At 57.4% G+C, this 23,821-nt stretch carries 26 protein-coding genes and 1 tRNA gene; 14 read left to right on the top strand and 13 right to left on the bottom strand.

The features are described from left to right. The first annotated feature begins 28 nt into the window (after positions 1–28). Together P5706_RS18580 and P5706_RS18575 are read left to right on the top strand one after the other, a co-directional pair. Positions 29–475, top strand: coding sequence for a GNAT family N-acetyltransferase (locus P5706_RS18580; protein WP_200434714.1), 447 nt, complete (start codon positions 29–31; stop codon positions 473–475). A gap of 3 nt (positions 476–478) precedes the next feature. Further along, positions 479–739 carry a hypothetical protein gene (locus P5706_RS18575; protein WP_285680741.1) on the top strand — a complete coding sequence of 87 codons (261 nt, stop codon included), beginning with the start codon at positions 479–481 and terminating at the stop codon, positions 737–739. A gap of 288 nt (positions 740–1,027) precedes the next feature. Here the strand turns inward: P5706_RS18575 and P5706_RS18570 are convergent, their stop codons facing one another. Beyond that, the gene (locus P5706_RS18570) at positions 1,028–1,972 is read right to left on the bottom strand and encodes a sensor domain-containing diguanylate cyclase (protein ID WP_200434712.1); all 945 of its coding nucleotides are present in this window, start codon (positions 1,970–1,972) and stop codon (positions 1,028–1,030) included. 246 nt (positions 1,973–2,218) lie between these two features. Between P5706_RS18570 and P5706_RS18565 the strand changes: the two genes are divergently transcribed. Further along, positions 2,219–2,467, top strand: coding sequence for a DUF1652 domain-containing protein (locus P5706_RS18565; RefSeq protein ID WP_200434711.1), 249 nt, complete (start codon positions 2,219–2,221; stop codon positions 2,465–2,467). Here the strand turns inward: P5706_RS18565 and P5706_RS18560 are convergent. Next, positions 2,464–2,604: a hypothetical protein gene (locus P5706_RS18560; RefSeq protein WP_178112676.1), complete on the bottom strand. Its 141-nt coding sequence runs from the start codon at positions 2,602–2,604 to the stop codon at positions 2,464–2,466. The genes P5706_RS18565 and P5706_RS18560 overlap by 4 nt on opposite strands. 217 nt (positions 2,605–2,821) lie before the next feature. On the opposite strand from P5706_RS18560, the gene P5706_RS18555 reads away from it, so the two are divergent. Genes P5706_RS18555 through P5706_RS18540 form a run of 4 tightly spaced genes read left to right on the top strand, consistent with a single transcriptional unit; the run spans position 2,822 to position 4,664 of the window. Beyond that, entirely contained in the window at positions 2,822–3,133 is a 312-nt protein-coding gene (locus tag P5706_RS18555) for a YXWGXW repeat-containing protein (protein WP_099547786.1), read from the top strand. 33 nt (positions 3,134–3,166) lie between these two features. Next, positions 3,167–3,745, top strand: a complete 579-nt coding sequence (locus tag P5706_RS18550; protein ID WP_200434710.1) for an RNA polymerase sigma factor — start codon at positions 3,167–3,169, stop codon at positions 3,743–3,745. Next, positions 3,742–4,173: a hypothetical protein gene (locus P5706_RS18545; protein WP_200434709.1), complete on the top strand. Its 432-nt coding sequence runs from the start codon at positions 3,742–3,744 to the stop codon at positions 4,171–4,173. The genes P5706_RS18550 and P5706_RS18545 overlap by 4 nt, the downstream gene beginning before the upstream one ends. After that, on the top strand, positions 4,170–4,664 hold the full coding sequence (locus P5706_RS18540; RefSeq protein ID WP_200434708.1) for a periplasmic heavy metal sensor: 495 nt from the start codon (positions 4,170–4,172) through the stop codon (positions 4,662–4,664). The genes P5706_RS18545 and P5706_RS18540 overlap by 4 nt, the downstream gene beginning before the upstream one ends. A 1,061-nt stretch (positions 4,665–5,725) precedes the next feature. Here the strand turns inward: P5706_RS18540 and P5706_RS18535 are convergent. Beyond that, positions 5,726–6,727, bottom strand: coding sequence for a LysR family transcriptional regulator (locus P5706_RS18535; protein WP_285680734.1), 1,002 nt, complete (start codon positions 6,725–6,727; stop codon positions 5,726–5,728). Between P5706_RS18535 and P5706_RS18530 the strand changes: the two genes are divergently transcribed. Next, on the top strand, positions 6,715–7,071 hold the full coding sequence (locus P5706_RS18530; protein WP_285680731.1) for a type 2 periplasmic-binding domain-containing protein: 357 nt from the start codon (positions 6,715–6,717) through the stop codon (positions 7,069–7,071). The two genes, P5706_RS18535 and P5706_RS18530, sit on opposite strands and share 13 nt — an antisense overlap. Here P5706_RS18530 and P5706_RS18525 read toward each other — a convergent pair. Next, a complete protein-coding gene (locus P5706_RS18525; protein ID WP_138815870.1) occupies positions 7,057–7,419 on the bottom strand; it encodes an NUDIX hydrolase in 363 nt (120 codons plus the stop codon). The two genes, P5706_RS18530 and P5706_RS18525, sit on opposite strands and share 15 nt — an antisense overlap. A gap of 127 nt (positions 7,420–7,546) precedes the next feature. Here P5706_RS18525 and P5706_RS18520 point away from each other — a divergent pair, with 127 nt between their 5' ends. Both P5706_RS18520 and P5706_RS18515 read left to right on the top strand, forming a co-directional pair. Next, entirely contained in the window at positions 7,547–8,527 is a 981-nt protein-coding gene (locus tag P5706_RS18520; protein ID WP_285680729.1) for a Gfo/Idh/MocA family protein, read from the top strand. 37 nt (positions 8,528–8,564) lie between these two features. Next, positions 8,565–9,194 (top strand): ribonuclease T2 family protein, encoded by a 630-nt coding sequence (locus tag P5706_RS18515; protein ID WP_285680727.1) that lies wholly within the window; start codon positions 8,565–8,567, stop codon positions 9,192–9,194. On the opposite strand, the gene P5706_RS18510 is transcribed toward P5706_RS18515, so the two are convergent. After that, positions 9,195–10,046, bottom strand: coding sequence for an AraC family transcriptional regulator (locus tag P5706_RS18510; RefSeq protein ID WP_285680725.1), 852 nt, complete (start codon positions 10,044–10,046; stop codon positions 9,195–9,197). 109 nt (positions 10,047–10,155) lie between these two features. On the opposite strand from P5706_RS18510, the gene P5706_RS18505 reads away from it, so the two are divergent. Both P5706_RS18505 and glsB read left to right on the top strand, forming a co-directional pair. Then, entirely contained in the window at positions 10,156–10,566 is a 411-nt protein-coding gene (locus tag P5706_RS18505; protein WP_285680723.1) for a hypothetical protein, read from the top strand. A 137-nt stretch (positions 10,567–10,703) separates the two neighbouring features. Beyond that, complete coding sequence (glsB, locus tag P5706_RS18500; protein WP_285682772.1) at positions 10,704–11,612, top strand: glutaminase B; 909 nt, start codon at positions 10,704–10,706, stop codon at positions 11,610–11,612. 41 nt (positions 11,613–11,653) lie between these two features. Here the strand turns inward: glsB and P5706_RS18495 are convergent, their stop codons facing one another. Together P5706_RS18495 and P5706_RS18490 are read right to left on the bottom strand one after the other, a co-directional pair. Continuing rightward, a complete protein-coding gene (locus tag P5706_RS18495) occupies positions 11,654–12,157 on the bottom strand; it encodes a signal peptidase II (RefSeq protein WP_200433668.1) in 504 nt (167 codons plus the stop codon). Between the two features lie 193 nt (positions 12,158–12,350). After that, the gene (locus P5706_RS18490) at positions 12,351–12,686 is read right to left on the bottom strand and encodes a DUF6124 family protein (protein ID WP_285680720.1); all 336 of its coding nucleotides are present in this window, start codon (positions 12,684–12,686) and stop codon (positions 12,351–12,353) included. Between the two features lie 887 nt (positions 12,687–13,573). Between P5706_RS18490 and P5706_RS18485 the strand changes: the two genes are divergently transcribed. Then, positions 13,574–13,648 (top strand) — tRNA-Lys (locus tag P5706_RS18485). 51 nt (positions 13,649–13,699) lie between these two features. After that, positions 13,700–15,973, top strand: a complete 2,274-nt coding sequence (locus P5706_RS18480; RefSeq protein WP_285680718.1) for a hypothetical protein — start codon at positions 13,700–13,702, stop codon at positions 15,971–15,973. A gap of 200 nt (positions 15,974–16,173) precedes the next feature. Here P5706_RS18480 and P5706_RS18475 read toward each other — a convergent pair whose 3' ends face one another. From P5706_RS18475 to P5706_RS18450, 6 genes are all read right to left on the bottom strand, one after another. Next, on the bottom strand, positions 16,174–17,418 hold the full coding sequence (locus P5706_RS18475) for a saccharopine dehydrogenase family protein (RefSeq protein WP_285680716.1): 1,245 nt from the start codon (positions 17,416–17,418) through the stop codon (positions 16,174–16,176). A 28-nt stretch (positions 17,419–17,446) separates the two neighbouring features. Beyond that, on the bottom strand, positions 17,447–18,544 hold the full coding sequence (locus P5706_RS18470) for a carboxynorspermidine decarboxylase (RefSeq protein WP_285680714.1): 1,098 nt from the start codon (positions 18,542–18,544) through the stop codon (positions 17,447–17,449). A gap of 172 nt (positions 18,545–18,716) precedes the next feature. Next, a complete protein-coding gene (locus tag P5706_RS18465; RefSeq protein ID WP_285680712.1) occupies positions 18,717–19,166 on the bottom strand; it encodes a GNAT family N-acetyltransferase in 450 nt (149 codons plus the stop codon). After that, positions 19,166–20,809 carry a sensor domain-containing diguanylate cyclase gene (locus P5706_RS18460; protein ID WP_285680710.1) on the bottom strand — a complete coding sequence of 548 codons (1,644 nt, stop codon included), beginning with the start codon at positions 20,807–20,809 and terminating at the stop codon, positions 19,166–19,168. The genes P5706_RS18465 and P5706_RS18460 overlap by 1 nt, the downstream gene beginning before the upstream one ends. Positions 20,810–21,091: 282 nt before the next feature. After that, positions 21,092–21,991, bottom strand: a complete 900-nt coding sequence (locus tag P5706_RS18455) for an HNH endonuclease (protein ID WP_285680708.1) — start codon at positions 21,989–21,991, stop codon at positions 21,092–21,094. Beyond that, complete coding sequence (locus P5706_RS18450; RefSeq protein WP_285680705.1) at positions 21,988–23,541, bottom strand: AAA family ATPase; 1,554 nt, start codon at positions 23,539–23,541, stop codon at positions 21,988–21,990. Before P5706_RS18450 ends, P5706_RS18455 begins: the two co-directional genes overlap by 4 nt. Between the last annotated feature and the right edge of the window lie 280 nt (positions 23,542–23,821).

Raw genomic sequence — 23,821 nt, 5'->3', positions numbered from 1 at the left:
ATTGCGTGCATCCACGGAGGCGGCATCTATGCAAACCCTTGTTCGGCTGGCGACGCTGGCGGATATTGATACGTTGTTCGCCATTCGCACCGCAGTGGTGCAGAACCATTTGAGCCGTGAGCAGATGGCGGATCTGGGCATTACGCCACAGGTGCTGGCAGACAGCATGGCTGAATCGCCGTGTGTGTGGCTCGCAGAAGTGCAGGGCCAGCCGGCTGCTTTCTCAATGGTCAACCATGACAGCGGCGAGGTATTTGCCATGTTCGTACTGCCCGCTTACGAAGGCCGGGGCCTGGGCCGCCAACTGATGGCGGTGGCTGAAGCCGCGCTGTTTGAGCATCACCCGACGCTGTACCTGATCACCGACGGGCGCGATGAGATCCGCGCCAACGGGTTCTATCAACGGCTGGGTTGGACGCAGGTGGGCCGGGTCGAGGGCGACGATGTGCGGTATGAAAAGAGCAGGGCGGGTTAAGTCATGAAACCAGCAGAACACACGCCCTCCAACGGCCTTCGCTATGCGGCGATCGGCGTTGTGTGCGTGGCGGTGGTGCTGGGCGTCTTGTTTATGCGCTTCAATGCTCAGGTCGACCTGGAACGGGAAGAGGCCGCCGAACGCTTGGCGCTATGCCAACATATTGAAAGTGTGGCCCGTGCGGCCTCGACTAACGGCCTCGCGTCGCCTGACGCTTGTAAGCAACTCAGGAAGCGATATACCGAGAGTGTCGCGCCGTTATAATCAATAACCACATTTGAATAATGGATATATAGCCACTAAGTGATCAGGGTTATAGCGGCTTATTGCACCAAAAAGTGGCACTTGTTTGTTTGGCTACCTTAAAAAACATGTGGTTATTGAATGACTTACGCGGATTTTAATCCGACGAAAGGAATAAAATAATCTTGTTACAGGTTTTTACAATCGTTACTATAGCCGGGCGTTCACCTCCCACGGTTTATGCATTTTTAAATCCCAAGTTTCCATCAGCTACTTGGGATTTTTTTTGTCTGCCATTTGACCTCGGCGTCAAACTTCACTCTCGGCAAACTCTGCGCGCATGCGCCCATTGCGTTTGGCCTGATACAGCAACTTGTCGACCGACTCGACGAACACCAGCACGTCGCTGCCGGGTGTCACACTGTGCGTACCCACGCCCAGGCTGAGGCTCAGCCACTTGGACACCGGCGAAACGGCATGTTCGATCTGCTGCTGGCAAATCAAGTGCAGGCAGCGCTGCGCCACTTGCCTGGCTGACGCTGCGTCGGTTTCGGGCAGCAACCACACAAATTCCTCACCGCCGATACGCGCAATAAAATCCCGTGGCCGGTTGGCCGCCTGAGACAACGTGCGGGCTACCTGGCGCAAAGCTTCATCGCCCTTGATATGGCCGTAGTGGTCGTTGTACTGCTTGAAAAAGTCGATATCCAGAATGATCAACGACAACGGCAATTGGCTGCGCAGGGCGCTGGCCCATTCGCGTTCGAGCACGGTGTCGAACATACGGCGGTTGGCGATGCCGGTGAGGCCGTCCTGGAAGGAGTATTCCTCCAGTTGTTTTTGCAGGCGGATCAGGTGCTCTTCGGTCTTCTTGCGCTCGCTGATATCGAACATAAAGCCGATCAAGGCCTCAACTTCGCCGTCCTTGCGCACCACATGCACCACGTCACGGATCCATACATAGTCGCCGTTGACCGTCAGTGCGCGGTAGTCGGCTTCGTGGTCCACGCCGGCGCGCGATTGCGATACGCAAAAATTCACCACGTATTCACGGTCGTCCGGGTGCATACGTTCTACCCAGTCATCCACGCTCACCCAGCTTTGCGGGGTCCAGCCAAGCAGCGCTTCGATCTGCGGGCCGATGTAGCTGAAGGTCATGCTCTGCCAGTCGATGCGCCATGGGATGGCTTTGGTCGACTCCAGCAGGGTTTTGTACACGTCGCTGTCGGGCTGGCTCGGGGGAACGATGCTCATGGTGGGCGGCTCGGGTGATGGCGAAAAGCCAAGAGCGTCTTTTGATACACATCGTGAGTCAAGCCCTTGCCAACGCGGCAGACGAGAGGTCGTGTGCTGGGTTTTTGGCGCCAGCGCACTAGCGTTTACAGGGCAAAATGCGGCGCAGGTATCACTTTTGAATTAATTGTTCAGTAGCAGGCAAATCCTTATCTATGCTGGTTGCATTACACCTACAGGGTAGAACCCAGGGACGGGGGGCTCGGCATGATTTCGATCGATGAACTCAATAACATCATGGCCGCAGGCTTCCTGCCGCTGGCCTGTGATTGCAGCCTCAACAGCGACGGCTCGCTGCGCATCAGCGTGTACGAACCGGCTTCGGGTCGCGTTGACCTGCTGCTGCCACGGGTGTCGCCCCAAGGTTTGGACAGCATCCGTTCCATCTCAAACCTCATTGGCGAACTGCGCACGGAGATAAAGGCCGGGCGCCGAGGTTTTGCGGCGGTAGGCTAGCTGTTCACGCTGCTGGTTGAGGTGTCGACCGCACCGTAGTAGCGCCAGCAGCAATGCCGGTGTTCGGGCAGGATCACGCAGCCGCTCAGGCTGACAATCAGCAGGGCGGCAACCAGCATAGAGAGTCGACGGGTCATGATGTTTCCTCATTGTGTGTTCTGCGTTACGTCTTGAACGCAGCCACCGGCGCAAATCCGTCGCGATGCTTTCAAACATTTCATCAAGCGTCTTCATCCCCTGAGCAATACTTCCAGCGTCGAGAAAAAACTTAGGTTTCTCGCGACGGATTTTCCTGTGCTCAGCGTTCAACCCATCAGAGGCGAACATTGTCGTCCGCCGAATGAAGGAGTTGCCATGAACCCACTGGCCAAATTGCGCTACGCCTTGCTGGTCCCGCTGGCCTTCGCCGCGCTTGTCAGCACCCCGACCTTTGCCCAGACCGAAGTGATCATCCGCCAGGCCCCACCGGCCGAGCGCGTCGAAGTGATCCCGGCTGAGCGCCCAGGCTTCGTCTGGGACCGTGGCCACTGGCAATGGGAACGCGGCGCGTATGCCTGGGTGCCGGGCCACTGGCAGGAAGTGGTGCGTAACGCGCGCTGGGAGCCTGGGCACTGGGAATCCCGTGGCCCCAACTGGTACTGGCGCGAAGGGCACTGGATCCGCTGAAACCTCTTAGCCCCCGGACCGAGTATTACCTGATTGAAAGACACTGATCCGGACGTTGAGCTACTGGCACGTATCGGCAACAACGAACCTGCGGCCGTCAACGAAATGGTGACGCGCAAGCTGCCGCGCCTGCTTGCGCTCGCCGGTCGGCTGCTGGGGGATGCCGACGAAGCCAAGGACGTGGCCCAGGAAAGCTTCCTGCGCATCTGGCGCCAGGCGGCCAACTGGCGCCCTGGCGAAGCGCGTTTTGACACGTGGCTGCACCGCGTGGCACTCAACCTGTGCCACGACCGCCTGCGCCGACGCAAGGAACGCCCGTTGAATGAGGACGAGGTGCTGGAGCTGGCGGACAGCGCACCGTCGCCGGATGAACAGTTGGAAACGGCGGACCGCAGTGCAAGGATGGCCGCCGCCCTGGCGACCTTGCCCGAGCGCCAGCGCGAAGCCATTGTGTTGCAGTACTACCAGGAGCTGTCGAACATCGACGCCGCGGCCCTGATGAACATCAGCGTCGAGGCACTGGAGAGCCTGCTGTCGCGGGCCCGACGCCAGTTGCGCAGTCAACTTGCCGACACACCCGGGCTCGCCCGCCCAGGAAGGGGAAAACCATGACACCTGAACGCTTTGCGCACTTGGCTGACGCTTACGGTGCGAGCCTGCATCGCTGGCCCGGCGCCGAACGAGCCGCTGCCCAGGCATTGCTCGACAGCGGCAACCTCCGCGCCCGCGAGGCGTTGCGTGAGGTCAGTTGGCTCGATGCCCAGTTGGACAGCCATCAGCTGGTTTTCCATGACCCAGCGCTTGCGCGCCAGATTCGCGAGTCTGCACCGCGACGGCTGTCGTTCTGGGCGCGTTATGCCAACTGGCTGTCGCCCGCAGGCTTGGTCGGCGTGGGCATTGCCGGGATTGCCGCCGGGGTACTGGTGGCGTCACTGAGTGTGCCGTTGCCGATGTTGTCATCCGACGTGCTGCCCAGCGTCTTCGATCAGGGCGACGCCGATGTCGTCTTCACCGTCAACGCCGAGGAAACCGAGCAATGACCCCAACATCCCTTAAACCCTGGTTGGTCTTTTCGGTATTGCTCAATGTGTTTTTGATCGGCGGTGTGGGCGGTGGGCTCTATCACTGGATGGCCACCGCCAAGCCTGCCGAAGCGGTGGTTAACCAGCATGGGTTGCGCCAGGCGATGATCAAGTTGCCGATGGAGCGGCGCAAGGAGTTGCGTCAGTTGTTGCGCCACAACCGTGCCGACAGTCAGCCTTTGATCATGGCCGGCCGGGAAGCACGCCTGGGGGTGATCAAGCAGCTCGAAGCGCCGACGCTGGATCGTGATGCGCTGGTGACTGAACTGGCCAAGGCCCGTGAGGCAGACGTCGCACTGCGGGCGTTGGTGGACTCGACGCTGGCTCAGTTCGCGAGTAATTTGCCCCAGGATGAGCGGCAGAAACTGGTCGAGGCGTTGTACCAGCGTGGACAGGCTAAAAACCGCGATAAGTTGCCGCAGGTGGCGGGGAGTAGACCGCGTTCTTGAACGGTTGCCTGCATCCAACTGATGCAATGCGGTCCAAGTGTGGGGGCTGGCTTGCCTGCGATAGTGGTTTGTCGGTGTACATATCCATTTCTGCGGTAACGGCTTCTATTGGTTCCGCTCTTACAGCGGGTCACTTTTGTAAAGACACAAAAGTAACCAAAAAGTCTTCGCCCCACCACTCGGTGCCTCGCATAGGCTCGGCATGCCCTCACTCCGGCTTGAATCCGTGGGCCGCCGCGATGGGCCATCCTTGGCCCAGCGCGGCTAACCCGGCGTCCTGCCGGGTTACCCACGGATTCAAGCCTGCGTTCGGCCATCGTGGTTAACGGGGCGTCTCAGATCAAGATCTACAGCACGGCGGCCTGAAAGCCGACCTGAGTGGTTGAAGCAAGAGCCAGATCAAGTGCAAGGCAAAAGCCTATCTGAATACACTGAAGAACTGCTTTTCTGTGGGAGCTGGCTTGCCTGCGATGCAGACACCTCGGTACATCAGGTACACCGAGTTGATGCCTTCGCAGGCAAGCCAGCTCCCACCTTTGACCGAGTAGGGCTCTGCTGTTGCTGTTGCTGTTGCTGTTGCTGTTGCTGTTGCTGTTGCTGTTGCTCTGGCCCTTACATCCTTTTCGATGACGAAGTCAGCGGTCTTTTGATCTGCGCTTTTGATCTTGATCTGAAATCGCCCCGTCAAACACGATGGCCGGAATCCGCCAGTGATTTGGGGGGTAAACCGGCAGGGATGCCGGTTTAGCCGCGCTGGGCCAAGGATGGCCCATCGCGGCGGCCCCCCAAATCACTGGCGGATTGCGGGCATGCCGAGCCTAAGCGAGGCACCGAGTGTTGGGGCGAAGACCTTTTGCTTACTTTTGGGTCTTTCCAAAAGTGAGCCGCCGTAAGGGCGGAACCATAAGCGGCCGTTACCGCAGCAACGGATATGTACACCACCAAAAGACCGCCATCGCAGGCAAGCCGGCTCCCACATGTTTAATAGCTTCACCGGTCTGATCTTCTGGGGCCGCTGGCGTATCGAGCCGTCGCACCTCTGCGATGCACGCGCCTCGGTATCACTGCGCTGAAAAAATATCCAGGAGCACCTTGCGCAGCCACACATGCCGCGGATCCTTCTGATTCCGCGCATGCCAATGGTGCTTCAAGCTATACGCCGGTATCCCTACCGGCGGTTCAATCATCCTGACTGCCGCGTGTTTCTCATAAATATGCGCCACTGACCGTGGCAGCACCGCAATCAAGTCCGAGCGTTCGATAATCGCCGGCATGCTCATGTAGTGCGAGATCTGCAGCACGATGTTGCGTTCGATCCCTTGCTCGGCCAGAAAGCTCTCATACATCTCCTGGCTCCGGCTGCCATCGCGCACTTGTACGTGTTCCAGGGTGCAGAATTCTTCCAGGCTCAGCTGTGGCCCGGTGACGCGGTGGTGGCGGCCGATCAGGCAGACAAGGTCGTGGGAGAACAGGCGTTGCTGGTAGATGTTCGGCGCGTCGAGGTCGGGGAAGTAGCCGAGGGCGCAATCGATTTGGCCTTCGCGCAGGCCGTCGAGGAGGTCTTTGGGGCTCAGGCTCACGCAGTGGATCCTGGCGTGGGGCGCGGCGCTGCGCAGGCGGTCGAAGAGGGCGGGCAGGAAGACCATTTCGCCGATTTCGCTGGTGCAGAAGGTGAAGGTTTCACGGGTGTGCGCCGGGTCGAAGGTGGGGTTTGGAAGGATTTCCTGGTCGATGGTCGCGATCACTTCACGGGTGCGTTCGACGATGCTGCGCGCCCGTGGCGTAGGTTCCATGGTGGTGCCGTTGCGTACGAACAGCGGGTCGCCGAGGGAGTGGCGCAGGCGTGCCAGCGCAGCGCTGGCGGCCGGTTGGCTCATGCCTAAACGTTTGGCTGCAGCAGTCACGTTGCGGCAGTCGTGGATGGCCAGCAGGACGCGTAGCAGGTTCAGATCGGTGCGCATGATGCTAACCAAAGCCGGTGGAAGCGAACAGGCTAACACGCCGATCAGCACTTGCTGCTCGCGTTGCGCACTGTTGACGTTAACCGTGCGTGCAACGCTCACCCATTGCCTTCAAACACACAGATGACGCGATCTCGAAACGCCGTCTGCGGGTAGATCCAGGTCATTTCCAAAGTCACCGCATCCAGCCAGCGAGCACCGGCGACGATCTGCGCATGGTTGATGCGGCGGCGGGGGTGAGGGATTTTCTGCAAACCCGTGTGTCTGCGCAGTCGCGCCTGCTTGACGATGACTTCATGACCATCCACCAAGCCATGGCAGTGCCGGTGGCGCACACAGCTGCTGCCGCGTTCGTCAAATCCTTTGTCGAACGGCAGAAAACCAAGGGTGGGGTCAAGCGCGGGTTGCTGGACAGCGGGCAGAGCGCGGACTTACAGGCGTCGTAGGAACGACTTGACGATGTGGCGGGTGGCGTCGGTGGTGTCCAGTTCGTCCATGGCGCCGTAGGCGTGCCAGCGGCAGTCGATGATCTCGTTGCAAGGGCGCGCCTCGCTGATGTTCACCACCGAGGCCTCGAACACGTGGTGCACGGTGTCGCGGGCCTTCAGCTCCTGCAAGTACAGCAAGCCATCCACATTCAAGCCGGTTTCTTCTTCCAGCTCGCGTGCGGCGGCGCCGACCGGGCGCTCGTCACGCTCGACCTTGCCGCCCGGCAAGGCCCATTTGGAGCGGGCCTTGCGCACGAAGAGGATATGCCCCTCGTGTTCACAAATAACGGTTGCACGTATTTTCAATGTCTACACCTGCCTGGCTCAGTGACTGTCATGAAAGTGTAATGCAATTGTCATGCTAATCGAGGGTGGCATGCACGGGCGGTCATGTGGATACTGCCCCCTTGATGAAAACGGACGAGGACAACTGATGAATACCGTACGTTGGGGCATGATTGGCTGTGGCAGCGTCACTGAACTCAAGAGTGGACCCGCCTTCTACAAAGCGCCAGGTTCGGCGTTGGTGGCCGTGATGGGGCGCCGTGAGGAAGCGGTGCGCGATTACGCGGCACGCCACGGCATTGCGCGTTTCTATACCGACGCCCAAGCCTTGATCGACGACCCCGAAGTGGACGCGGTGTACATCGCCACACCGCCCGACAGCCACCTCGAATATGCCCTGATGGTGGCGGCGGCCGGCAAGCATTGCTGCGTCGAAAAGCCCATGTCGCTGAATGCCGAGCAGAGCGCCTTGATGCAGCGCACCTTCGAGCGTGCCGGGCTGCACTTGTTTGTCTCCTACTATCGCCGTTCGTTGCCGCGCTTCCAGCAAGTGCGCGACTGGCTGCAGCAAGGGCGTATCGGCGAGCTACGCCACGTGACCTGGAGCCTGTGCAAGCCACCGGCGGCCGCCGATGCCAGCGCTGCCAACTGGCGCACCGACCCGACCATTGCCGGCGGCGGCTACTTTGCCGACCTGGCCAGCCATGGGTTCGATTTGTTCCAGTACCTGGCCGGCGATATTGTCGAGGTCACCGGGTTTACCGCGCGACAGGCCGGCAATTACGCGGCGGAAGATGCGGTAACGGCGTGCTGGACGTTCGCGAACGGCGCGCTGGGCATGGGTTGCTGGAACTTTGTCGCCGACCGGCGCGAAGACCGCGTAGAGCTGATCGGCAGCCTTGGCCGCATCACCTTTGCCGTATTCGAAGACCAGCCGTTACGCCTGGAAGGTGAGGTGAATGAGGTGCTGGAAATACCCTGCCATGCACATATCCAGTGGCATCACGTGCTGGCCATGAATGCGCATATTCGTGGCGAGTCGGAGCACCCTTCACTGGCGATCGAGGCGCTGAAGACTGATCGGATCCTCGATAAGGTGTTACTGCGTAACCCCAATTTGCCGGGTTAAGCGGGATATACCTGTTTTTTCTCTCAGGAATAGGCAAATGAAATATTGGATGCTGTTGTGGCTGTTACTGGCCACCAATGTGCTGGCGGCCCCGCGTAGTCAGGGGACGCCTGGGGAGTTTGATTTTTATGTGCTGTCGTTGTCATGGTCGCCGACGTTTTGCCTGACGCACCCTGGCAACGAGCAATGCACGGGTAAAGGTTATGGCTTTGTACTGCACGGGCTATGGCCGCAATACGCCAAAGGCGGCTGGCCGGCATCGTGCGATACGCAATCTCGGCTGTCGGCGGCGGACCTCGCCAAGGGCGCGCTGATTTATCCTACGCCGGCCTTGCTCAAGCACGAATGGGCCAAACACGGCACCTGCAGCGGGCTGGATGCTTCGAGCTACCTGGAGGCGAGTGATACGGCGCTGGCGACCGTGCAGATTCCGCAGCAGTTGCAGCCGTTCAACGTGCCTAATTACATGCAGGCACGCGAGATCGAGGACTTGTTCCGGCAAAGCAACCCGGCCATGGGCAACCACGGCATGGCGGTCATTTGCAAAGGCAAGGTGCTGTCCGAAGTGCGCGTGTGCCTGAGTAAAGAGCTGCGTTTTGCCGGCTGCCCTCGCAGTGTAAAAAACCAATGCAAAGATGGTGATATCCGCATTCCGGTTCAGCGTTGATCAACTGTCGGGGTGCAACGCGATGGCGCCCACCGCCGTTGCACTCGACGCGCCGGTGCGATCCGCCAGGTAACGCGCCGGTGGCTGGCCCACGGTTTTACGGAACATGGTGATAAAGCCGCTGGCGTTCTCGTAACCCAGGTCCAGCGCCACCCGTTGCACGCTTTCACCCTTGGCCAGGCGTTGCAGTGACAAAATCACATGTAACTGTCGGCGCCAGCGGCCGAAACTCAGGCCCAATTCTTCCAACAGCAGGCGCGTCATGCTGCGCTCGCTCATGCCGATGCGTTGTGCCCACTGCTCGAGCGTGGACTTGTCGCTGGGGTCGGCCAGCAAACTGTCGGCCAGGCGCCGCAGCCGCAGGTCCTGGGGCATGGGCAGGTGCAGGTCTTCAATGGGCGCCTGGGCCAGTTCATCCAACAGTGTGCTGATCAGGCGCCCCTGTGCGCCGTTTTCTTCATACAAGTGAGGAAAGCTCACCGCCTTGCTGATCAACTCATGCAACAGGCCGGACACCGCCAAGGTGCAGCCTTGGGTGGGCAGTGCGCCGGCGGCGTCCGGGTCGATCAGCAGGCAATACACCTCCGCCGCTCCGGAGCCCCGCGCCGCATGGGCCAGGCCACCGGGAATCCAGAGTGCGCACTGGGGCGGCACGATCCAGATGCCGGCCTCGATCTGGCAATGAATCACCCCGCGCAGCGTGTACATCAACTGGCCTTTGCGATGGGCGTGCGGCGTGTGCTCCCAACGCTCGGACGTGCTAGTGGCGCCCACGGCTACCACTGCGCGCGGGATCAGGTCGGCGTCCCTGGAGCGGGAAAGGTCACGTTCTTCAAGGCGGTGGCGTTGCATGGCGGATTTGCTCATTGGCCGAATTGCGAAACATTCTGGCTATTCTGTGCAATGGCGTCCAGCGTGCTGAGCGTTATGATGAGATTCACTCTCATTAAGGAGCTTTGCCATGCGACTCGACAGTACAAACTTCCCCGTGGTGAAAATCGTGTTTGACGCCCCGAACGAAGGCGGTCCCGAGGACGCTTTTGTTGCGTTCGAAAACCTGCTCGCTCGCCAGCAAGCGTTTGTGCTGCTGCACGAAAAAGCTGTCGACGAAAACAACCACGAACACTCCCACGAAGAGCGCAAACACGCCTCGATCTGGATGAAGAAAAACAAACCGGCGCTGCGCACTTACGTCAAAGGCATGATCCAGGTGGAACCCAGCGCCGCGCAACGCCTGGCCCTCAAGCCGTTTGCGGTAATGTTTGGCAAGGCCTGGGGCTACCCACTGCTGGTGGTCGAATCCAAGGACCGCGCCTGGGCGCTGGCGCGGGATGTGCTCGATGAGCAGGTGTCGGATGTGGCGCATTTCTGAACTGCGGGACGCGGAGCGTCCGGGGCGGCATTCCCACGCAGAGCGTGGGAACGATCAAGGGGTGTCCTCGCGGACGCATTACAGTATCCTCCGCGCCCCGCTTACCACTGATTCAAACAAGAATGACCGGACAAGACATGCAGGCACTGCTGGATTCGATCCTGGGCGAAGTCCGCCCACTGATTGGCCAGGGCAAAGTGGCCGATTACATCCCCGCGCTGGCCGATGTACCCGCCGACCAACTTGGCATCGCCGTGTACGGCAACGACGGCTCGGCCTATTGTGCCGGCGATGCCGACACGCTGTTCTCGGTACAGAGCATCTCCAAGGTGTTCAGCCTGGTGCAGGCCATCGACCATGGCGGCGAAACCATCTGGGAGCGCCTGGGCCACGAGCCTTCGGGGCAACCGTTCAACTCCATGGTGCAACTGGAGTTCGAACGCGGGCGCCCGCGCAACCCCTTCATCAACGCCGGCGCCCTGGTCATCTGCGACATTAACCAGTCGCGCTTTGCCGTGCCGATTCTGTCGATGCGCGACTTTGTGCGGCGCCTGTCCGGTAACCCGCAAATTCTGGTCAACAGCGTCGTCGCCGACTCCGAAGCGCAGCATGGCGCGCGCAACGCAGCCATGGCCTACTTGATGAAGTCCTTCGGCAACTTCCACAACGACGTCGACGCGGTGCTGCACAGCTACTTCAACTATTGCGCGCTGCAAATGAGCTGCCTGGATCTGGCCAGGGCCTTCAGCTTCCTGGCCAACGAGGGCGTGAGTGCCCACAGCGGCGAGCAGATCTTGACCGCACGCCAGACCAAGCAGGTCAACTCGATCATGGCCACCAGTGGGCTGTATGACGAGGCAGGAAACTTTGCCTACCGCGTGGGTTTGCCGGGTAAAAGTGGCGTCGGTGGCGGGATCGTCGCGGTGGTACCGGGGCAATTTACCGTGTGCGTGTGGTCGCCGGAGCTGAATGCGGCGGGGAACTCGTTGGCGGGGATGAAGGCGTTGGAGTTGCTGAGCGAGCGGATTGGGTGGTCGGTGTTTTGAGTGCCTGGGGATTCACGCTGATGCATGAGTCCCCTTGCTGATCAGGACTTACGAGGATTCACGAACAGATCAATCATCAAAAACAACGCCCCAGCGGTGATCGCAATATCGGCAATATTGAACACGCCGGTATGTGCGTGCCCTACGTTCAGCACCATGTAATCCACGACATGCCCGTCGCGAAACACACGATCAATCAAGTTGGCGATGCCGCCCAAGGCAATCGCATACAGTGGCAAGACTTTACGCAGCGGCTGGCTCCAGTTGGAAAGCGACCACCACATTGCCCAAGTCACCACAACGGCTACTGCGACGATAAAGATCAGCTGTTTGACCTGCGGCGGCAATGCGGCGCCCAGGCTCAAGAAGGCGCCTGGGTTGAGGCTCAGTTCCAGCGCAAGGTTGAGAGGGTTGGAGCCGATTTTGAAACTGCTGGCTTGCAGCGAAACCAAGGCCAGCAGTTTGACCAACTGGTCCACGGCAACAAAAGCAATGCCGGCGAGGAGGGCGAAGGTGCGGCCTCGCAGAAGGGGCAAAGTACTCAAGCGGTAACTTCCTGTTTCGGGTCTGTCGATAGAGCGCCCGAAGATAGCTCAGGCGCTCTATCTCGTCTATTGATCGTTCCCACGCTCTGCGTGGGCATGCACCTTGTGACGCTCCGCGTCACGCTGCGCGGGTCTGGAGGCGGGACGCAGAGCGTCCGGGGCGGCATTCCCACGCAGAGCGTGGGAACGATCTTCAGGCTGCTGGATGGACTACATTCAGGGCTTTGTCCACCAGCAGCTGCACCCCGTCGAGCATGCGGCAGATGCCCAGCGCGACATTGCGTTGGGAGCCTTCTATTTCAAACGCCAAGTGGGTGGCGATATCGCTGATGGACGCCAGATCCTGGGAGGCGTTGATCAGCAGGGTTTCCGTGCTCAGGTCGGCGCGCACGGTGAAGATGCCTTCACTGGGCTCGGGAATGGGTTTGCCGGGGTTGAGGTAGTGGGCGATCGCACGGTAGGCCACTTCGTGCAGAGTGCTGGTGTCGTAGTCTGGCTGGCCTGGGGGATTTGGGCTGTCTTTGATCATCGTGAAGGTCCTAAGATTGAGTGAAGCTGCCAACATTCGCGGTCAAGCGAAGAGGGTGGCAGCTGTACACGGGTTGACCGACCGGCAATCAAAGGAAATCCGGCATACCCGAAGGTATCCCGCGTACAGCCACCGCAACACGATACCTCAGGCGTGAAAAAAACGCCTGAAATAGGTTTTAGCCAAGCTGCACTTTAATTAATCGGACGGTCAAATCCGGCCGCTGAGTTGGCAGCGACGGCACAGAGATTAGTCAGCCCACTTCCGACCGACAACCTGAAAGCCTTGTGGGAAATATCTGAACGCACGCGATCTCCTGTGGGAGCTGGCTTGCCTGCGATAGCAGTGTGTCAGTCAACCCATCCGGCACTGAAAGGCCGCCATCGCAGGCAAGCCAGCTCCCACAGGTTGATCTTCATCGCTCGTTGATGGCGAGTGTCATACCTGCGAGCTATGAACTAGGCGCAAACCAGCGTATCCAACCCGCCCATAACAGCATGAGCACGCCGACACACAGCAGCACGGCGTACACCGGCGTTACGCGACGGACGCGGTCTTGCAGTGCGCCAAGGGTGCAGAGTGCGATGAGTAGCGCGAACACCCAGCGGGGCAGGTGGGCGGTGATGCCTAAACGGCTTCGTGCCCGTGGCTTGATCGGCGAAGTGTTGCGGTTGCGGGTTTTGGCCGGTTCATGGACGAGTCCTTTCGCTCATGATCAATGGGTGAGCGCAATCAATGATTGCGCTCTCGACTGGCTAAGCTAGCGCAGTTAGTGGGAGGCGTAACCTGTGAGAACTGACAGTTTTTTAGAGTTTTTTTGCCTCCAGCCTTATGACGGTCGTAGCCCTTCACATTTTTCAGGTGTTGCTCGACAATGCGCGCTCTGTTCCGGAGTAGTTCAGCGGTAGAACACTCGGCTCTTAACCGGGTGGGCGCTGGTTCGAATCCAGCCTCCGGACCCATCACATACACAGCAATCTGGGCACACCTCCAGATCACAGGGAGTGACTAGCATGGACGCAGGTTACGCAGTCTTCCAACTGTCGAAAGCGCTGCTCGCGCACGATTTGGATTGCGGCCCAGTCGCTCGCTTTAACGCCCGCAGACGTATCTCACGCTGGCAGCAGGTCATTGGGAACCTGCTGCAAGGCAACGTCGAGTATGGCTCGCGTACACCGATTGCTGAGATTCCAGCCTGGGTTACGCTAGAAGTCGTCACGGGCGGCTTTGCTACCGGCAATCTGTTGGCAGGTGGCGAACTGACGAACTATGAGCGTGAACTGGCCGCCTCTATTCCAGGTATTCGTCCAGGCTTTGAACGGCTCGATATCAATGCCTGGCATCTCACGGATGACGGCCTTGAGGCCCTGCACTCACGTTTAGCCCGCTGTGATTATGCGGTTGATGTGCCGGAAGAGGCCGCGTTACTGACAGTAGCTTGGCTAGTCGGGCAGCAGCGCACCGAGCAGGCTCGGGCGCTGATAGACGTGATTGGGCCGTTCTTTGACCGGCTGCGTTTCTTTCCGTCGATCTCTACGCAGCTGCCGATTTCAGCCGCGCAGGTGCACATTGTGGACACTGGTGAGATCAAGCAGTTGCTTTCAACCTTGCCTTCTCAGGCTCAGATCGTTATGCAGAAACAGACGATCGAAACGCGTTTACCGCTTTATGATTCAGCTGTTTCGCATTTCCTCCTTACTTATGATGCAGGCTGGCCGTGCCGTCATTACCCGAGTGGGTGGTGTGAGCGGGCTGCCGAGCTAGAGCTGGATTTTAAACGGCTCGGTATCGACAGGCGCTCTTCGGAGCGCGTGGGGGAACTGTTTTTTTTACTTGGGCGATGCGCCCGCGACGCGCAATCGCTCAGTGGGCGTCAAGTCGGTCGCGTACGGCAAATAGTTGATGATTTTGTGTGCAAGCATGGCGAGCCGGGGTCAGCTTCTCACCTGGCGTTGCGTACGGGCCAGCTTCGTCAGGTGGCGGGGTCGGCGCATCACCTCATTGCCCGTATTGTGGCGAATCGGCTCTCAAGGTACCCCGCGCAAGGTGGTCTCTCAGATTTTGCTGATTTGGCAGCGCCGATCACCGCTGAGGAAGCATTGGCGTTTGGGCAAGGCGAGGGCGTTGCCATTCCACCTGCGGTCCAGCGCCGCCTTCAGCGCTGCCGGAGTGGCACGATCAGCGAATTGATCGAGCATGGGCTGATTACTTCAGGTGATACCGTCGCGCGGGTGTTGCCCGCGATGACCGCGCAACTGAGTAGCTCGGGGTTGCGCGATGAAGCGCTGAGAATGGTATACACCTCTACCTATCGCGCGTTCCGTCGACGGCGTTCGTTATTACTGCTGAACCTTCAGCGTCAGGTTGGCCTCAGTGAGTTGCCTTGGGTTGCCGTCATTGAAGGCGACCGCCAGTCCGGTGCCGTGGTGGCGGGAGCTGCCCAGCAGGCACTGGTTGAGTCATCGGCGTTGACGCTGTCTGCTTTCCCTTACGCCATCCTGCCTAACAAGCTTCTCCAGGAGTTTTCAACACTGGCGGACACTGCTCAACTGAACCTCCCCTTTGTGGAAGAGGTCGCTGCAGATATCTTCATGGGTAAGTTTTCCGGTAAGTTTACCGATGTTGCCAGGCGAGCAGGCCGGGTGCTGGCAGGCTCCCTTTACGCACGTTATTACGACATTGATACCGATGAGCTGGCGAGCCTTGTTACCCGAGGGCGGCGACGTGCGCGAGTGGCAAACGATGCCTTCGTGAAGTTGTGCGCAAAGCGTGCAGGGGCTGAGTTGGGTACGTGGCACCCGGCGACCAACGGCACCATTCTTGAGCAACAGCAGATTTTAACCACGCAGAACCTCGCGTTACTGTTTGAAGATCTTGGGTTGAAGGTTTTGCTGCAGCCGAGATTAGGCAGCATGGTGCAGGCGTGTTTTGAGTGGATCTGCAAACGGCACCGGATGCGGATTGAGCACTATCATGCTCGGTTGATCATGCTCAAAAATACTGCCTATGCCTGGCGCCAGATGGTGTTCTACCTGGCGATGCTTGATGAGGGTGAGCGCAGGGATGCCATGGCGTCAGTCGAGGCTTTTTTCGCCATACAGCCAGTGGCTTTTCGAGAGACATTCCTGCCGGTGATGAGTGGCTTGCGCAAGGTTTGCGCCGGCGAAGCGTTGCCTCAGCACGCTGAAACTGAGGACGGCGCGAGAGTCTTTCTGGGATGGACTGTTACGCGGCACTGGTTGCTGGCGCCGCAGGACGTTATTTCAAGCCGGACGGTTGAGCAGTAGTGATGCTAGAGCCCCAAATGTGAGGGCAGGCTTGCTCGCGAATGCAGGGGGTCAGTCAACCTGTTCGCTACCGAAACATCGCTTTCGCGAGCAAGCCCGCTCCCACATTTGGTTCTTCATTATTCTGACAAGTCTGCTATAGCCCCAACAAAAAATGCGCCCCTGAGGGCGCATTTTTTTCTTCGGTCAGCTATCGCCTATCAGGCCATCGCATCCCAAGCTCGATCACCGTGCTCGTCTTTAATCCGAGTCGGCAACCCCATCACGTCCAGCGCCTTCAGGAACGGCTCAGCCGGCAATTCCTCAACGTTGGCCATGTGTTTCACATCCCACTCGCCACGCGCTACCAGCAGCGCAGCGGCTACCGGAGGCACGCCTGCGGTGTAGGAGATGCCCTGGCTTTCGGTCTCGGCAAAGGCTTCTTCATGGCAGGCCACGTTGTAGATGAACATCTCACGTGGCAGGCCGCCTTTGGTGCCTTTGACCAGGTCACCAATGCAGGTTTTGCCGGTGTAGCCTGGGGCGAGCGACGACGGGTCGGGCAGCACGGCCTTGACCAGTTTAAGCGGCACGACTTCCAGGCCTTCGGCGGTGGTGACCGGTTTTTCGGAGAGCAGGCCGAGGTTTTTCAATACGGTGAACACGTTGATGTAGTGTTCGCCGAAGCTCATCCAGAACCGCACGTTGGGCACGTCGAGGTTTTTCGACAGCGAGTGCACTTCATCGTGGCCGGTGAGGTAGAGGTTCTGCGAACCGACGACCGGCAGGTCGTCGGTGCGTTTGACTTCGAACATGGTGTTGCTGGTCCACTGGCTGTTCTGCCAGCTCCACACCTGCCCGGTGAACTCGCGGAAGTTGATTTCCGGGTCGAAGTTGGTGGCGAAGTATTTGCCATGGCTGCCGGCATTGACGTCGAGAATGTCGATCGAATCAATGCGGTCGAAATGCTGTTGCTGCGCCAGCGCGGCATACGCGTTGACGACACCCGGGTCGAAGCCCACGCCAAGGATAGCGGTGATGTTCTTCTGTTTGCACTCTTCCAGGTGGTTCCATTCATAGTTGCCGTACCACGGCGGGGTCTCGCAGACCTTGCCCGGCTCTTCGTGAATGGCGGTGTCCAGGTACGCAACGCCCGTGTCGATGCAGGCACGCAGTACCGACATGTTGAGGAACGAGGAACCTACGTTGATGACGATCTGCGACTCTGTCTCGCGGATCAGGGCCTTGGTCGCTTCCACGTCCATGGCGTTCAGCGCAAAGGCTTTAATATCCGCAGGCACCTTGAGGCTACCCTTGGCCTTGACGCTGTCGATGATGGCCTGGCATTTGGAGATGTTGCGCGACGCGATAGCAATACGACCGAGTTCGTCGTTGTGCTGCGCGCACTTGTGGGCCACCACCTTGGCGACACCTCCTGCACCAATGATAAGAACGTTCTTTTTCAATTGCTTTATCTCTCCTTTATCCGCCAGCTTACGAAAGGCTGGACAGGTAGTCGTCGTAACCAAATTCACGAACCACCTCGACTGTACCGTCGAGTTGTTTCACTACGATGGACGGCATTTTCAGGCCGTTGAACCAGTTTTTCTTGACCATGGTGTAGCCTGCGGTGTCGATGAACGACAGCCGATCGCCGATGGCCAGCGGACGATCAAATTGATATTCGCCGAAGATGTCCCCGGCCAGGCAGGATTTGCCGCACACCATATAGGTGTGTTCACCCTCGCTCGGCGCCAGCTTGGCGTTGAGGCGGTAGATCAGCAGGTCCAGCAAGTGGGCTTCGATGGAGCTGTCTACTACAGCGAGATTCTTGCCGTTGTAGAGGGTGTCGAGCACAGTCACTTCCAGCGATGCGCTGTTAGTGATCGCCGCTTCGCCAGGTTCCAGGTACACCTGCACGTCGTACTTCTGCGAGAACGCCTTGAGGCGCTGGCAGAACGCATCAATGGCGTAACCTTCACCGGTAAAGTGGATGCCGCCGCCGAGGCTGACCCAGTTGACCTTGTGCAGCAGCGCGCCGAAGCGTTCTTCGATGGTGCCGAGCATTTTGTCGAATAGGCTGAAGTCGCCGTTCTCGCAGTTGTTGTGGAACATGAAGCCCGAGATCTGCTCGATCACACCTTCGATTTTCACCGGGTCCCATTCGCCCAGGCGGCTGAACGGGCGCGCCGGGTCGGCGAGCAAATAGTCGGAGCTGCTCACTTGCGGGTTGACGCGCAGGCCGCGGGTCTTGCCTTCACTGCGTTCGGCAAAACGCTGCAATTGGCTGATGGAGTTGAAGATGATCTTGTCGCAGTTATCCAACATCTCTTCGATTTCGTCGTCAGCCCACGCCACGCTGTAGGCGTGCGCTTCACCTTCGAACTTCTGGCGACCGAGCTTCAACTCATACAGCGACGACGAGGTGGTGCCGTCCATGTATTCCTGCATCAGGTCAAACACCGACCAGGTGGCAAAGCACTTGAGCGCCAGCAGCGCCTTGGCGCCGGACTGCTCGCGCACGTAAGCAATCTTCTGCATGTTGACCAGAAGCTTCTGTTTATCGATGAGGTAGTACGGCGTTTTGATCATTTTTGAGAGCCTGCGGCGGTGCCTGCCAAAAAAGGACACGCATTGTGCCCGCACTTGGATCAGATCGAAAGGTTAGCGGGCGGATTTTGCGCGCCAGGTTTTCAAAGGTAGCGTCTGAGTATGACTGTTTGTGGCTACGACACTGGTCTGCGGTAGCTGCAGGTGAGCCAAATCACTTCACGGACTTGGCGTGAGTGGCGGTGTCATCAGTCACCGAGTGAAACCCGCACTGTAGATAAAACGCTGCGCCCTGTGTTGTGTCTGTAGTCAGGCGTACCGTTTGAAAGTGCATTGCGGCGAATGCCAGCAACTGTTGTACCAACGTTTTTCCGACCTGTTGCCCACGCATCGCTGGAGCGACGTAGACGCGGCGTATTCGGCCGTTGTCGGCAGTGGAATACGAATCGCGTGAAACGCCCCCGATTGCGACCAATTGGTCGTGGCGGAACACACCCAGAAGGCACTCACCGGGTTGATCAAACCGGTTAGTGCGGTTTTCCCATTCGGTGACAAGCCGCGTGAGGAACCTGAACCCCTCAGCAACGGCCTGCGCTTGCAGCGTGTGGATCTGCTCGGGCAGATCTTCCAGTCGTTTTATCGAAAAGTCTTGGCTGAGAACCATCACGCCACCCGATTACGGCCCGCGCCCTTGGCCTGATACAGCTGCATGTCCGCGCGCTTGAGCAGCGCCGAGGAGTCCCGGTCGGCTGGCTCTGCGAGGCTCACGCCAATACTCACCGTCACATGCCCCACCGTCGCAAATTTCGCGGCCGCCACCGCCGCGCGGATTTTCTCGGCGACCACGTCAGGGCTGTCCGGCTCTTCGACTTCCGGCAGCAACACCGCGAACTCTTCACCGCCATAGCGTGCGACAAAGTCGGTGGCGCGGGTGTTGCTTTCGATCAGGGCGGCCAGTTGGCACAGCACCTCGTCACCGACCGCGTGGCCGTAGGTATCGTTGACGCGCTTGAAGTAGTCGGCATCGATCAGCAGCAGGGCGAAGGTGCGGCCGGTGCGTTGGAACAGCAGGCTGTTCTCGGCAAGTTTTTCGTCGAAGCGGCGGCGGTTGTAGACGCCGGTCAGCGCGTCGTGGGTCGCCAGGTTGAGCAGGTCGGCGTTGGCCTGGGTGAGGTCGGCCGTGCGTTGGGCGACGGTGGCTTCCAGGGAGGCGTTGGCCTCTTGCAATTGGCGCTCTTTGGCCAGCAGCGATTGGGTCATGCTGGTGAGGGAGCGGCCCAGTTGCGCAATCTCCAGCACTGAGTGTTCCTGAGGGAATGCAGCGCCAGGTTGCTGCTCCTGAACGAGCCTGGCGGATTTGGCCAGGCGTTCGATCGGGCGGCTGAGGGACGAGGCGAGGTAGTAGGCGGCCAGTACAAACGCGACCGCCGCCAGCACACCAAGTATCAGCAATTTATACAGCAGCGTCCGCGCCGGTTGCAGGGCCACGTCCAGAGGTTGGCGGACCATGATGTACCAGGTCATGTTCGCATTGGATGGGCTCGGCACGGCGACCGAGGCGGTGACGTAGCCGTTGCCTGCCCACCAGCCGGAATGGGTGATCAGTTTGCCTTGCGGCATTTGCTCGCCTGCGAGGCTTTCGGGGTAGAGCACCTTGCCGTCGAAGTCGACGATCAGGGCCTCGATATCAGGGATAGCGTCTTTTTGCATCACCGCCGAGTCGACGATCTGCGTGACCCAGCTCCAGTGCGCATGCGCGCCCAGCACGCCGATGGTCTCGCCCTGGGCATTGCGGATAGGTGCGGCAAAGTCGATAAAACGCAATGGCTCGCCGCTGGCCGAACTGGGCAACAGCTTGGCCAGCAATACCGCTTCGTGAGGGTCACCGGTGTATTCGCCGTGCAGGCCGGCCTGGAACCAGGGCCGCTGGCCGACCGACTGGTTGACCAGTAACCCGTTGACGGCCTGGAGCACTCGGCCCTCGGCGTCGGCAATGCCCATCCAGGCATATTCGGCGCGCGACTGGGTGCGCAGTTCCATCAAGGTGAGGATGTCCGGCGCACCCAGGTTGCCCTTGCGCATGATCGGCGCCTTGCTCAGCAAAGACACTTCCAGCTGGCGTTCACGCAGTTGCACAGCGAGCAAGGCCGCAGTGGAGCGCGCCGTGCTCAGCAGGGCATTGCCGCTGGCCTGCTTCATCTGTTCAGTGGCGATGTGGCCCACGTAGACCCCAACGCTCAGCAGCGTGAGCAGTGACAAACCGGCAAACCATAAGGTCAGGTGAGTGCGCAGGCTGGCTTTGATCATGGGTGCTCATTTGAGTGGGTGTTTTTGCCTATGTTAGGCGTTACGAATGGAGGGGGCCAGCGGCGTCGCGTTTATGTTCTAAATTTCGAGTTGATTTCACGGCTAGTAGTCAGTCGCGAAAGCGCTCTTGATAGTTATACTGCGGTGTGCAGATTCAGTGGCATGGTTTTCCTTATGGCTGAACGAGAGCTATGAATTTTGATTAGGGTTGAATGATTGGTTTAAATGTAAGGTGGTAAGAATAATAACTTGGCTATTTGGTGTTTAGGGGGCTCGTTAGTATTAATAAAGAAAATTTAAGTGTGAGGTCGCTTGGCGTTCTTTTACCTCTCTTCGGAAGCCACCATTTTTATACCAGCTGTTATGAGATAATGCGTCATATAGGGCCGCTTTCCAGCTATTTTTCCTATGCTTTCGCTCGACTCGAGCAACCCTTTTTAGATGGTCGTTGATTAGGTCGTAGTCATTCAAATCTGCGAGTAAATCGGCCAGCGTGGAAAGCTCTGTTGTAGCTTCTATAGAGAACCGCCTTTCTAATTCGAAGTCTGAAAAGTGATTTCGAACTCTAAATGCTAGGTCGTGCGGATAGCTCGTTGGTGGTACGACGAAGTAAAGTACTGTGGGAGGCACAGTCTCAATGACTTCTACAAAAAGCCATGGTTTTGTTTCTATGCATTTACTTTCGAAATAGGGGTGTAATAGTTGTTTTGCCTGGGTGACAATAGATGAGCCCTTGCCTTTGTTACAGTCAGAGCAAGAGGGGATTAAGTTTGATGGTAGAATGGAAAAGGTCGGATATCTCGCTTTGGAGAGGAAGTGGTCTAAGGTAGTAACTTGCCCGAATCCGCAAAATGGGCATTTTCTAAGAGGGGCAATTAATTTTATTTGATCGTAGTAGGCGCGAGCAGGCTTGCTGTCTCCAATCATATGTATTGAGTAAAGGTCGACAAGTTCACCCTTTGTCAGATTTTTGACAACCACTTGTTCCGGGTGTGCTCGTCCGCTAGCTGGAAGTGAAAACAAGCGATGTGCGGTTGCTTCGCGATCATACTCATTGAATGCTTTAGAAAGCTGGTTTCTCGCTAAAACGAACCGAAGCGCTATTCCTGGCTCAGAAATCGCCCCCCTACAAGCATCAAGTACCTTTAAATAGTTTATAAATGGTTTCTGAAGTATGTTCATTGCGGCTTTGCCTGGTATTTGTCTCTGACTCTTACTAGAGTTCTCAGTATCGCCTGTGCTTCAAAGCCAAGTTGTTCATCGTACTCATCAAGGATTTGATCAAATGTGCCGCCACGATTAACGAGGTCTTGGAGTACCGAATGGAAGCCTGATTTTGAGACTTCAAGTCCAAAAATTTCACGAGTCAACACCCCTACATTTTCACCAAATGTCTCGATGTCCGGGCGATCTGACCGTCCCTCAGCTCTTATTCTAGTGAGCTTCCATACACATGAGCGCGGTACCTCCTGCGCGACTACAGGAGAATGGGTTGCAATGATTGCTACCCCATTACGTTCGTACAATAAGTCAGACAGGGCTCGTGTAAATGCAGAAAGGAGTGGGGGGTGAAGATGGCTTTCTGGTTCGTCTAGGAGGACTAGAGTTTTTTCCTCAACTTTATCTACGAGCTTAGAAATTGTCAGCAGTACGATGAAATGTCCTGAACTCATCCCTCTGATTTTTTGCTTGGCTACAATAAGCCCTTCCTCCGCCGGAAGTTTTCGATCTTTACTTAAATCCATATCTCCGAAGTTGCTATCCGACTCTAGTTGTTTGATTGCTGTGAACCATCGCTCACGTTTGGCTGGCTGACTAAAGCACGATCCGATGCTCTCAAAAAGCTCTTTTTCAAAGTCGCTACTGGTTTTGGGTGGAGCAAAATTGCCACCTTGTCGTGCTTGTTTCATTCCGATGTAGAAGTACGCAATTCCTTGGGTTCGATCAGGTTGGTCAGATGGTGGGATAAAAGGGTCGAATGCACTGAATGATACGGAAATTACACTGCTAAAGTAGTCTGAAGGTAGCGGAAACTTAATTCCCCAAAGGTTGGTGGAATGAAAGGTGCCAGGGGGTGCTAAATTGTTGTGCTTTTCAGTGATAGCGCCGACCATGTTGTTTAGGATGGTCGTTTTTCCGACCCCATTTGCACCAATTAAAACATGTACGTTAGTCGGTGGTTTGGATGCGGGCTCCACTTGAAAATAGAGATTTACTCCCGCGTGGCTTGGGTCTTTTGGTTCGCTGTAGCTGAAGCTGAAACTGGTGAGCTCTGGTTTTCCTTGTATAATGCGCGAAAATTGCCCGAATATTGACGATGTGCTTACATCGCGCATTAATGACTTTCGAAAAACTATTTCGTCTTTGGCTTTGTCGAAATAAAGATTACTTATAGATGCATCCCTCAGGGCTGTAAGAAGTTCTGTCCCTTTTTTATGGCCCAGATGTTTTTTAATGTTTTTATAGAAATCTACATCTTGTCCGAGTGAAAACCAATCTTCAGAAAGCGCAGTAAAATTATTGGGGATTTTTGTTAGTGTTCTTCCTGGAAGTTGTCCGTTGTAGCCGATTTTCGTTGTGCCTAAATTGATTTTTTGATTGTTGATGGTGCAGTATACGTCAAAGGAAGTTTTGTAATCGAAGTCATCCCATCCGTCGGGCACAAGAATTATTGCATCTTGAGAGGCTAAATTTATTTCATTTTTACCAATGACAAAAAAATTAATGCTCATTACAAAACCATTCTTTTGAAAAAGTACAAGCGGCATGAGGTTTTTGTTGAGCGTATAGGGTCACGTACGAACATTTGATTGCCTCCATGCGATAGTGGTGTATTGATATCATGACTTGGTTGGATCGTCTAGGTCGAGCTTCAATGACTTTTGGGATTGATGACTGAGCTATTGCGCTTTTTAAGCTTTTTGGAAATCGATCGCGGTCGGCTAACTGATGAACGAACAGGTACATCAATTAATGCCCTCTACCCTAAGAAACACTCACTTATAACTCACC

Origin of the sequence: Pseudomonas sp. ChxA, assembly GCF_030263855.1 — a bacterium.
GTDB lineage: Bacteria > Pseudomonadota > Gammaproteobacteria > Pseudomonadales > Pseudomonadaceae > Aquipseudomonas > Aquipseudomonas fluorescens_CB.
Note: the sequence above shows the minus strand (reverse complement) of the source record. Positions and strands in the feature narration are given on the sequence as shown.

Bases quoted from the DNA above. Each gene is read 5' to 3' on its own strand.
- P5706_RS18580 (WP_200434714.1), top strand. From the start codon at position 29: ATGCAAACCCTTGTTCGGCTGGCGACGCTGGCGGATATTGATACGTTG.
- P5706_RS18575 (WP_285680741.1), top strand. From the start codon at position 479: ATGAAACCAGCAGAACACACGCCCTCCAACGGCCTTCGCTATGCGGCG.
- P5706_RS18570 (WP_200434712.1), bottom strand. From the start codon at position 1,972: ATGAGCATCGTTCCCCCGAGCCAGCCCGACAGCGACGTGTACAAAACC.
- P5706_RS18565 (WP_200434711.1), top strand. From the start codon at position 2,219: ATGATTTCGATCGATGAACTCAATAACATCATGGCCGCAGGCTTCCTG.
- P5706_RS18560 (WP_178112676.1), bottom strand. From the start codon at position 2,604: ATGACCCGTCGACTCTCTATGCTGGTTGCCGCCCTGCTGATTGTCAGC.
- P5706_RS18555 (WP_099547786.1), top strand. From the start codon at position 2,822: ATGAACCCACTGGCCAAATTGCGCTACGCCTTGCTGGTCCCGCTGGCC.
- P5706_RS18545 (WP_200434709.1), top strand. From the start codon at position 3,742: ATGACACCTGAACGCTTTGCGCACTTGGCTGACGCTTACGGTGCGAGC.
- P5706_RS18540 (WP_200434708.1), top strand. From the start codon at position 4,170: ATGACCCCAACATCCCTTAAACCCTGGTTGGTCTTTTCGGTATTGCTC.
- P5706_RS18520 (WP_285680729.1), top strand. From the start codon at position 7,547: ATGAATACCGTACGTTGGGGCATGATTGGCTGTGGCAGCGTCACTGAA.
- P5706_RS18515 (WP_285680727.1), top strand. From the start codon at position 8,565: ATGAAATATTGGATGCTGTTGTGGCTGTTACTGGCCACCAATGTGCTG.
- P5706_RS18510 (WP_285680725.1), bottom strand. From the start codon at position 10,046: ATGCAACGCCACCGCCTTGAAGAACGTGACCTTTCCCGCTCCAGGGAC.
- P5706_RS18505 (WP_285680723.1), top strand. From the start codon at position 10,156: ATGCGACTCGACAGTACAAACTTCCCCGTGGTGAAAATCGTGTTTGAC.
- glsB (WP_285682772.1), top strand. From the start codon at position 10,704: ATGCAGGCACTGCTGGATTCGATCCTGGGCGAAGTCCGCCCACTGATT.
- P5706_RS18490 (WP_285680720.1), bottom strand. From the start codon at position 12,686: ATGATCAAAGACAGCCCAAATCCCCCAGGCCAGCCAGACTACGACACC.
- P5706_RS18480 (WP_285680718.1), top strand. From the start codon at position 13,700: ATGGACGCAGGTTACGCAGTCTTCCAACTGTCGAAAGCGCTGCTCGCG.
- P5706_RS18470 (WP_285680714.1), bottom strand. From the start codon at position 18,544: ATGATCAAAACGCCGTACTACCTCATCGATAAACAGAAGCTTCTGGTC.
- P5706_RS18465 (WP_285680712.1), bottom strand. From the start codon at position 19,166: ATGGTTCTCAGCCAAGACTTTTCGATAAAACGACTGGAAGATCTGCCC.
- P5706_RS18460 (WP_285680710.1), bottom strand. From the start codon at position 20,809: ATGATCAAAGCCAGCCTGCGCACTCACCTGACCTTATGGTTTGCCGGT.
- P5706_RS18455 (WP_285680708.1), bottom strand. From the start codon at position 21,991: ATGAACATACTTCAGAAACCATTTATAAACTATTTAAAGGTACTTGAT.
- P5706_RS18450 (WP_285680705.1), bottom strand. From the start codon at position 23,541: ATGAGCATTAATTTTTTTGTCATTGGTAAAAATGAAATAAATTTAGCC.